This is a genomic window from Jiella sp. M17.18 (assembly GCF_041027365.1).
Lineage (GTDB): Bacteria > Pseudomonadota > Alphaproteobacteria > Rhizobiales > Rhizobiaceae > VKMB-3413.
This window is the reverse complement of record NZ_JBFTEH010000030.1, coordinates 1-9,358: the sequence shown is the minus strand read 5'-3', so window position 1 is coordinate 9,358 and position 9,358 is coordinate 1. Positions and strand designations below refer to the sequence as shown.

General features: G+C 59.6%; 6 protein-coding genes and 1 pseudogene. All 7 read left to right on the top strand.

Features of this window, described 5'->3' with window-relative positions; all coding sequences use genetic code 11:
• Positions 1 to 253 precede the first annotated feature (253 nt).
• A complete protein-coding gene (locus AB5S17_RS23050) occupies positions 254 to 562 on the top strand; it encodes a helix-turn-helix domain-containing protein (RefSeq protein WP_369243528.1) in 309 nt (102 codons plus the stop codon).
• Between the two features lie 77 nt (positions 563 to 639).
• A complete protein-coding gene (locus tag AB5S17_RS23045) occupies positions 640 to 2,412 on the top strand; it encodes a hypothetical protein (protein ID WP_369243527.1) in 1,773 nt (590 codons plus the stop codon).
• Between the two features lie 139 nt (positions 2,413 to 2,551).
• Entirely contained in the window at positions 2,552 to 3,118 is a 567-nt protein-coding gene (locus tag AB5S17_RS23040; RefSeq protein ID WP_369243526.1) for a hypothetical protein, read from the top strand.
• Between the two features lie 129 nt (positions 3,119 to 3,247).
• Complete coding sequence (locus tag AB5S17_RS23035) at positions 3,248 to 4,654, top strand: DUF4214 domain-containing protein (protein WP_369243525.1); 1,407 nt, start codon at positions 3,248 to 3,250, stop codon at positions 4,652 to 4,654.
• Between the two features lie 239 nt (positions 4,655 to 4,893).
• On the top strand, positions 4,894 to 7,413 hold the full coding sequence (locus AB5S17_RS23030; protein WP_369243524.1) for a DUF4214 domain-containing protein: 2,520 nt from the start codon (positions 4,894 to 4,896) through the stop codon (positions 7,411 to 7,413).
• 323 nt (positions 7,414 to 7,736) lie between these two features.
• Positions 7,737 to 8,687 carry an IS481 family transposase gene (locus AB5S17_RS23025; protein ID WP_369243523.1) on the top strand — a complete coding sequence of 317 codons (951 nt, stop codon included), beginning with the start codon at positions 7,737 to 7,739 and terminating at the stop codon, positions 8,685 to 8,687.
• Between the two features lie 76 nt (positions 8,688 to 8,763).
• Positions 8,764 to 9,152, top strand: a pseudogene (locus AB5S17_RS23020) (transposase); the annotation flags it as partial.
• Between the last annotated feature and the right edge of the window lie 206 nt (positions 9,153 to 9,358).

Here is a 9,358-nt window from a genome sequence, read left to right as displayed (position 1 = left end):
GCAACATCCCGCCCGCCGAAGCAGAAGCCGCCTACTACGCTCAGCTTGAGGCCGTGCCGATCGCCGCGTAGGACTCAAGCCAACCGGTCTCCGGGAAAGTCGGCGCGGTTCACATGTCCTGATCCCGGACAGAGTCTGGCGAACAGGCAAAAAGTGGCGTATCATATTTTCAGGTGGGTGTTGCAGCTTTACTGGAACCTAAATCAAAGCATCGTCACCGGCTCGAATCTCGACGGCAATTGCGGGTTGAACAGTGGCGAACCAAACAGCTGTAAATGAAGACATGGCTCGGCAACGTCTGCGCAAGGAAGGCGGGGCTTGGTTACGCCAACGCCGCGAGGCAGTGGGACTTTCCCAGCGAGAGTTGGCTGAGCGGGTTGACGTTGGCTACTACACTTTTGTGTCACAGATCGAGGCGGGACGCGGCCGCATCCCGGCCGAGCGGTACAGTGTCTGGGCCGGTGCGCTGGAGATGGACGCTAAGGATTTTGTACGCAACATAATGGCTTTCTATGAGCCTACTACTTATAAAATTCTTTTTGGTGATGGTGAAAAGGCCTAATTTCTCCGTTTTCACTGTGATGTTTTTGAAGATAACGATCTCAATGCATCAGGCAGATTAACACAAGGATTGGTATTGTGAGCGCATCCATCCTTTCCTTCACCAAGCGCAAATTTGCTTCGACGCCTCTGGCTCCCAAGATGCCTTGGCAGAACCAGGATCTGGCGGAACTCTATCGTGTACGCGACCGTCTTGCTGCGGCAGGCTTGGCCGTGGACGTGGACAGCGGTGTCAGCGATGAAGGCGACCCTTGGTTCATCTATCAGCAGGCTGGCACAGACAATGTCGTGGTCCATATCGCCCGCATCGATATCGAGATCCATGTCGTCAACTGCGTCACCGGCAACATCTATATCGGAACCAGCTTCCGCGAGGTGTCCGATCGAATGCTGGAAGACGCGCCGCTTGCACTCGTTCGGCAGATCAAAAGCTCGTCCAATGTGGTTCTCCATCCTAATGCCTTCCTGACGGCCTTCGTGGCCGCTGCGATCATGTTGGTCGATATCTTGGAGAGCAAGCATGCCGAGGCGGCCGTTTCAGCAGATGCTGATGGCGGTTCTTCTTTTCATCATGAACAGCACACCGATCATGGGGCAATGTCCTCATCTCTCCTTACTCATGAGGGCGGCAAGAGGGGTGGCGACGGCGGCGCAGCGGAGTTGGGAACTGTGTCCCGCCGCTTCCAAAAGGATGGCATTGGCCAGGCCTGGACAAACGGTCATCAAAGTGGAGGCGGGAGTTATAGTCTTTCTTCGGTCCATGCTCTTCCATGTATAGATGGACCAGCAAGCGTGGTTGGTATTAGCCTGTTCGCGGTGGAACTGGCGCGGATGATACAAGTCGATTGGCATGAAGAAATTCGTAGCTCGGCACCTTCTTCCGAATCGATGTTTGTCTGGGGCTATGTTCATAACATGAGAGTCGGCCACAGCCAGACAGTCTTGCACGGTTATGCGTTGCCAAATGTCGCGCATCCGATGATTCACGAGGATACGGGCGCTCATCTTGCTAATATGGTTCAGCATGGTTCGGTATCCTTGGCACCGGTGGTTACCGTTGCTAGCTCTGACGACGCTATCGTAACGGCGCCTAGCAAAGATAACGTTACTGATAATATATCAAAGTTAGCAATACACAAGTTCGATAATTTAGCCGTTAGCAGGCCGGATGAAACCCACGCATCTTCAGATGAAAGTCATAAGCCGAAGGAGGTGGATCCGAGTCCGCATAGGACTGCGGATGGCAATACATCCAGCGACAAGCCCGGATCGGCGCCTGTCGAAGCGACCAAGGCAGACTCGTCAGCTGCTAGTGCCACAACCGACCATACCACCACCGGCGCACAGAGCACGGTGAAGGCCGACGGCAACGCCGTCGATCTGCCCAAACTCGTCGAGCAGTTCATGGCCAGTCGCGATGGTGCCTCGGCCACCCTTGCTGGTTCGTCCGGCGCGACCGCGCATGACGAAGGTCATAAGAACGCCGACGCGACGTCGGGGCCCGATATCGTGCAGAATGTCAACGACACCAAAGGCAGCGACCACGACGTGGTCAGCCAAAGCACCAGCCATGTGTCTGTGGATTCCGCGAGCGTCGTGCCGGATTTTACGGCGGGTCATGTAGACGTTCTTTGCTATCACGCCGGAGACACGCTGTCGGTGGAAGGATTCGCCCTGGGTGAGGACGTCCTTACATTTTCAGATCTTTCGACGGCTTCCACCTATATTTCACATTTCTCGGTGGAAGGTGAAGATATCGTTCTGGGCGATCCTGCCCATGGAGAGCTCCGGCTCGTCGGCGTCCTGCGCGACATGACAGGCGTGCATCATCCGGCGACCGCCGCGGCCTGATCATCGCGCTCTAGCAAGGAATCTCATCATCGGCGTCGTCAATGCCCTTCTTGTCGATGATAAGGCTGTTGTGTGGACCGATGGGGCCCAGTGCGACGATGCAGGCCTCTTGCAGGTCATTGCACCGAACCACCTGAGCATGCCCAAAAAGAAGCTCGTATTGGCCGCGAAGCAAATCGAGGACTTCGCCATAGGATGGCATGCACGACTCGCTGCCGTCTCGGGAACGATCGATGACATCGCCGATAGGGGCGCGGTGCTGTTCGACGAACAGCTCAGCCGCCAGTTCCGGCGAATGCCGGCCAGGGTGTCTTGGCTGATTGGCTGGTCGCCCCGCCAGGAGGCGGGCCTCATCCTGGAATTCGATCCATCGCGCCCGGCGGGCGAACGGATGAAAAAGGTGCGCGCCGTGGTCAGTCACGAGCTCGCCGAGGAGGAGCGCCTCAAGCTGGAAGCGCTGGTCGCCCACGCAGCCTCGCCACGCCAGGTAGACATGGCGGCGTTCGGCCTGGCGGTGATGGAGTCGCAACGCGGCATTCCGGCGCCGCCGGGACGCGATGGGCGACGGCATTTTCGCATCGGCGGCTATGCCAGCCAGATCGAGATCTCGCGGGACGGTATCCGCCAGACGGTTCTTCATCAATGGCCCGACCGGGTGGGAAGACCAATCGATCCGTTCGGGCTCGTTCTGCAGCAGATGGTTTGATTTTCGTCGAATCTGTTTCGCAAACCCGCTTCAAGAAACGGGCAGGACAAGGCTCGCTTAACCTTTTGATGAGTCTCATCGTACCGACGATTCAGACTTTGACGAACACGTGTGGGAAGGGCAGAACCGATGGTTGAGGTCACAGACTATAGCGCACTTCTGTCGGGACAGTCCTGGTACCGCAGCGATCAGGCGGGAAAGCCCGTCATCCTCACCTATTCGTTCGATGCGGCCGCGCCGGACTATTTTGCGGCGAGTGACCCGCATGGCGCGGCGACGTTCCAGCCGCTGAACGATGGCGAGAAGGCTGTGGTGCGCGCAGCGCTCGCCGCCTGGGCCGATGTGAGCGGCGTCACCTTTCTGGAGACGACGAGGCACCAGGGCGATCTCAGCTTCGCCTTCTACGATTTCGCCCAGCTGGCGAGCCCGCAGGATGCGGCCGCGGGTCTGGGGCACTATCCCGTGCCCTTCGCCTATGAGGACGGCGCCGACCATGTCTATGCGGGCGAGAGCCTGATCAGCGGCGACATCTTCTTCTCTTCCTCTTATCGCCAGACGCCGGTCTTTGCCGGCGACCTCATGCATGTCGCCCTCCACGAGATCGGCCACGCCCTCGGCCTCAAGCATCCCTTCGACACCACCCCCGGACACGATGAGACGCTGTCTGCGGCCGCCGACACCGGCGACAACACGGTGATGAGCTATAGCGGCCTGCGCGGCGATCATCTCGGCCCTCTCGACATTGCCGCCATCCAGCATCTCTACGGCGGGCCACAGGCCGACGGCAGCCAGTTCACGTCCTACATCTGGGATGCCTCCGCCGAACGTCTCACCGCAGCCGGCGCCCCCGGTGCCGATCTCCTGCGCGGCACGGGCGCCTCGGACGTCATCTACTCGATGGGCGGAAACGACCTGATCTACACCGCCCAAGGCGACGACCGCATCGTCCTCGTCGGCCAGGCGGCGCAGGTCAACGGCGGGTCCGGGCTCGACACAGTGGTGACGGGCGTTGCGACCCTCACCCCCGGTGGCGTGTGGAATTCAGGCAGCATCCATGTCGTCGACCTCGGCGGCGGTGGATCGCAGATCCTGGTGGACGTCGAGCGAATCGCCTTCGGCGATCTGACGTTGGCATTCGACACCGATGGCCCTGCCGGCCAGGTCTACCGTCTCTACCAGGCCGCCTTCGACCGCACGCCGGACCAATCCGGCCTGACCTTCAACCTCGCCAAATACGAGAGCCATCATTTCACGCTGAAGGACATGGCAAACTTCTTCGTGGTCTCGCCCGAATTCGCCGCCCACCACGGTGCTGAGGCCAGCGACACCACCTTCATCGATGCCATGTACGCCAATGTTCTCGGCCGCGCGCCCGACGCCGCCGGCCTCGCCTACTATCTTGACCACCTCGGCAGCAGCATCTGGGACCGGGCCAACGTTCTCGCCGGCTTCTCCGAAAGCCCGGAAAACGTGGCTCTCGTCGCCCCGGCGCTGGTTAATGGGATCACTCTTGACAGTCACCTTCTTCTAACCTGACAGTCGCGCGCCGGTGACGAACCGGTTGCACGACCAGATGGTAAAAACTTGCGTAACGGGCTGTCTCGACCCCTTGTTTCGGTATAGTGTTTGCTGTACAGCTGCTGGTTAGGAGAATCGCTTCGGTCTCCGTATCTTTCCGTTAGGGAAGGTTTATAAAGCTGTTCGCAGCAATGGAGGAGGAGGGGTCGTTCCCTCTCAACGACGCGCCCCGGCGCTTGCCTTACGTGGAGATCAACGTGGCAACTATCGATACAATCCGTCAATATTTCGCTGACATCCTGCAGCGCTCCGGTCCGGAAGTCTCCGACTCTGAGATCAACGCATATGTTTCGGCGGTCAATTCCGGCGCGCTGACGCTGGATCAGGTCCGTTCGGCCCTCATTTCCTCGCCCGAGGGCCAGAACGTTCAGGAAGTCGTCCGTCTCTATCAGACGGTGTTCGGCCGCGTGCCGGATAAGGGCGGCCTGGACTATCAGGTCGACACGCTGCGTGGCCCGGCGACCGAGGTGAATCTGGCCAACAGCTTCGCCGCCTCGCCGGAGTTCACCGCGCGCTTCGGCGGCAACACAGTCAACACCGCCTTCATCAACGCGGTCTATCAGCAGGTTCTCGGCCGCACGCCGTCGGCTACCGAGGTGCAGTACTATCTCGATTCCGGCTTCAGCGCCGGGCGCATCGCGCTCGCCTTCTCTGAGTCGCCGGAGTTCAAGGCTGCCGTGACGCCGGCTGTCGTCAACTTCCTCGATGCCGCCGGCCAGGGCACCGCGACTTATAGCGGCTCGCTCGGCTCGCTCGGCGCTACGGTAAATGTCGGGTCGACCTTCACGCTCACTACTGGTGTGGACAACATCGCGGGTACTGCGGCCAACGACACGATCGTCGGTACGGTCAGCCAGAGCGGCGGCAACGACAACTCGACCCTCCAGTCGGGTGATGTGATCAAGGGCGGCGCCGGCACTGACACTCTTCGCGTCACCTCGAATGCCGCCACTGCCAACCCCATCGTTCCGACCATGACCGGTGTCGAGAACGTCGAGCTGGACCAGTTCAACGCAAACAACAACTACAACTTTGTCAACAGCGACGGCATCAAGACGCTGACGCTGGCAAACGGCAACGGCGCTGCTAACGTGCAGGGTCTCCACAACATTGTCGATCTGGTGGTCTCGAACACCACGGGCGGCGGCCTGAACGTCAACTACACTGGTTCGTCTGTTGCTGGTACGGCGGATGTCCAGAACGTCAGCCTGAACAACGCTAGTGCCGATCTGACCGTCGGTGGGTCGACCTTCGTTGCAGTGACTGGCATCGAGAAGATGGCCGTCGCCGCGACTGGCACCAACAACGTTGCGCTTTTTGGCGATAATTCCTTGAACACGATCACGGTTGCCGGTGCAGGCAAAGTGAATGTGGTGAACACCCTTGGCACGAACGTCACCACGTTCGATGCGTCGGCTAGCACCGGAAACGTCTCGGCGGTCTTCGCGGCTGGCGGTGATGTCACGGCGACCGGCGGCTCGGGCAACGACTTCTTCAACTTCAACACGGGTCTCACCACCGGTGACCACGTCAATGGTGGCAGCGGTACGGATACGGTGTCGGTCAGCAATAATGCTGCTTACGATTATAGCTCGGCCACCAACGTCGCTCCGCTCAATGCCCTGACCTCGATCGAGCATCTGGAGTTTGACGGTGCCGGCGGCGTGATCCTCAACGGTACGACGCTCACCAACACGACGATCACCCAGTTCGACTTCAATACGGCTGGAAATGACACCTTCAATAATGCCGGCTCGGTGGCAACCTATGCCTTCGATACGTTGAACCACGGTTCGGCGGCGTTCAACCTGAGCGGAACGAACACCACTCTGGACCTCGCTCTGCTTGGTACCAACGGTACGGCTGCCGCCAACGACGGTACCAACGCTGATGTGGATAACATCACCATTCGTACCTCCGGTGCGGGTGCTGCGACCACGCCGGTTACGGTTCACCTGGCGTCGAATGGCGATCTCGCCGACAGCTTGCTGACTGGTGGGGCCTTCGACCCGAGCCACTTCAACCAGACCGGTGTCATCGACGCCGCAGCTGGCTCGACCTTCAACATCGACGGTGCGGGCAATCTGGCGATGGGTGTCGCTAACGACGGTACGGTGTCGGCTGGCTTTGCCCACAACGCGACGATCAATGCGTCGGCCCTCACTGGCAACTTGATCGTTTCTGGTTCGGACTTCGCCGGTACGGCTGGTGCCGGGGGGGTGAATACTGCGGCCACTAACACCGGTGTGGATACGATCAATCTCGGCTCGGGCGACGACATCGTTGCTTTCCATAACGGGGATGCGTCGGGCATCATCGAGTATGCCACGGTCAACGGTGCTGTTGGACAGGCGACCGGCAACATCCTGCACGACACCGTCAACGGCTTCCACGCTGGTGCTAAGGGCGACGTGCTGTTCTTCGGAACCAATGCGGCAAACGCGGTTCCGGCAACCGACTACACGGCGGTCTCGGCCACAACTCAGAGCGCCATCAACCAGTACTCCGGTGCCGATGCGACGTTGCTCCACGCCGCCAATACGGTTGCGGACGCTCATACCACGGCTGGGTGGACGGCCTTCGACTTCCAGGGCCAGACCTATGCCCTGTATGAGGGCGCTGCTAGCAACGCTGGTGGCTTTGCCAACGCCGACGCTCTCGTTCAGCTCACCGGCATCCATGCGGCTGATCTGACGCAGGCCAACTTCGCGGGCTAAATCGACCTCCATTCGATTTTTAGCGAGACATGCAGGGGGCCTTCGGGTCCCCTGTTTTTTGTTAGCTCTCCCTCTCCGTTCACCTGTCCCTCTCAAATGCCTTATGATCGCCTGGACGTCCGGCTATGTCACCGATTTCGGCTACACCCATGGCTTCTACCGAGAGCTGATGCGAGGGGAATCGCATTTGAGAATCTGCCGTGGTTTTTGAGGGAGGAATGGATTCGGATATCGGCTCCAAGGAGAGGAGACGGCCGATGTCCTAGGTGTTCAGTCCCACAGTGTGATGGTGTATCCTTGAACTCGAAAGAGAGGGAGGCGCTATGGGCCAGGTTCTTCACGGCAGCGCCAAGACCACGCACGCCGTTCGAGCAGAACTACAGCGATCGAAAGCTCCGATCGCTGAACTCGCGAGGCGCTACGGGATCAACGAGAAGACGGTGAGGAAGTGGCGATCGCGCCCCGGCGTCGAGGACGAGGCAATGGGGCCGAAAGAGAGGGCGAGCACTGTCCTGTCGGCCTTGGAAGAAGCGGCCATCGTCGCGTTGCGTGTTCAAGCCAGACTGCCGCTGGATGATGTCTACGTCGCGCTGAAGGACGTGATCCCGCATCTGTCGCGATCGAGCCTTCACCGCTGCCTGCAAAGGCATGGCATTTCCCGCTTGCCGAAGGCCGATCAGGAGAAGCCAAAACGCTTCAAGGCCTATGAGATCGGTTATTTCCACATCGACATCGCCGAACTGCGCTATGAAGGCGGCAAGGCCTTTCTCTTCGTTGCCGTCGACCGCACCTCTAAGATCGTCTTCGCCAGGATCTATCGCAAAGCCACGAAGCTCGTCGCAGCCGGCTTCCTCAAAGCCCTTGTCAGAACGGTGCCATACAGGATCCACACCGTGCTGACCGACAACGGCGTCCAGTTCGTCCAGCACGACAAACGAGCCGAGAACGGCTTTGTCGCTCACATCTTCGGCGCCGTCTGCGCGACCAACGGGATCGAGCATCGCCAGACAAAGCCTTACCATCCCTGGACGAACGGCCAGGCCGAAAGAATGGTGCGGACCATCAAGGACGCGACTGTGAAATCCTTTCACTACGCATCCATCAATGACCTGCGTCGGCACGTCAGGGACTGGCTACTCGCCTACAACTACGCCAAGCAGCTCAAGGCTCTGCGGTTCAAAACGCCGTTCGAAGCCATCAGACAGATCAGCGAGACAAAACCGGAAATCTTTATCCGGACTCCGAGCCATGACATGCTGGGACCAAACATCTAGTTCATGGCGAGTGGTCTGCCCCCTCTGAAGTGGTCCTCCCTGAGGTATGGTTTTTGAGCCATTGGAGGACGAGAGAATGCCGCAGAAGAAGCACAAGCCGGAGGAGATCGTCGCGAAGCTCCGGCAGGTTGATGTCCTTGTTTCGCAGGGTCGCTCGGTTGCCGAAGCAGTCCGGACGATCGAGGTGACGCAGTTCACCTACTATCGCTGGCGCAAGGAGTACGGCGGCCTGAAGGGCAGCCAGGTGAAGCGCCTGAAGGACCTCGAGAAGGAGAACGAACGGCTGCGCAAGGCTGTCTCCGATCTGACGCTCGAGAAGCTGATCCTGCGTGAGGCCGCCTCGGGAAACTTCTGAGCCCCACCCGCCGTCGAAGCTGTGTCGATCATGTCATGGCCAAGCTGGACGTGTCCGAGCGCATGGCCTGCCGGGTCCTCGGCCAGCATCGTTCGACGCAGCGTATTCCTACGGCGTGAGCCGCCTTGCGGGCTGGGGGTGAGATCGTTGTTTTGCGGCGTGGTGACCACGGAGCAAGCAATGAGGATATCCACGTGCCCTACTGCGTATTCCGATGAAGTCGCCCGGCAATTCCGCGATCATGTCGCCCGGGATTCCGGGACGATGTCGCCCACCTTTTCGAGGCGCTGCGGACCTTGGTTTTGTTTGTCACCCG